A 667-nucleotide genomic window follows, 5' to 3' on the forward strand; every position below is an offset into this window, starting at 1 on the left:
GTCAAAAACATGATGGCCGCCATACGCAAAGAACACGCCACTCGGCCCCGCGGATTAGACCAGGCCCCGCGTAGCACCACAACCGCCCAGCCTGTAGCCGCTGACCGGGATACCACCGGCGCGTTTCTCGGCGGTGCAGACCAGTTCAGCATGGACAACCTCGCAAAGAAAGGAAACTAAACCCCTTGTCATCACCAACCCCGCCAACAGATCGCTTCCTTGACGAATCCGTCCTGCCCGACTTCACCGCGCTGCGGATGACAGCCTTTGGCAGAAGCGTCATCGACATCGCCAACGATCCCGCATTCGACACATGGACGTTTTCCCAAAAGGTGCTCTACGCACTTGATAAAGAAGTCGCGGCCAGGCGCGAGCGACGCATCAACAAACTGCTGAAAGCATCCCGATCGCCGAACCTTGATGCTTGCCTTGAAAACGTGGTCTGCACGCCTGACCGCAACATCAACCCCGAGCAAGTCAGCAGACTCGCTCACGGACAATGGTGCCACCTGGGCCAAAACATTGTCATCCTGGGCAAATCCTCAGTCGGCAAAACCTACCTCGCCCAAGCCCTGATCACAGCAGCATGCCGCAAAGACTACTCCGCACGGTTCTACCGCACCGACATGCTCGCCGCCGAACTGGCAGTCCTCCAACCCGAAGACCC

At 58.5% G+C, this 667-nt stretch carries 1 protein-coding gene and 1 pseudogene; both read left to right on the forward strand.

The features are described 5' to 3' along the window. Positions 1 to 180: pseudogene (locus HMPREF2932_RS13730) on the forward strand (IS21 family transposase); the annotation flags it as partial. A 5-nt stretch (positions 181 to 185) separates the two neighbouring features. After that, on the forward strand, positions 186 to 667 hold a 482-nt coding region (locus HMPREF2932_RS09255; RefSeq protein WP_168166991.1), incomplete at its 3' end, for an ATP-binding protein.

It is taken from the genome of Corynebacterium sp. HMSC074H12 (genome assembly GCF_001813755.1).
Taxonomy (GTDB): domain Bacteria; phylum Actinomycetota; class Actinomycetes; order Mycobacteriales; family Mycobacteriaceae; genus Corynebacterium; species Corynebacterium hiratae.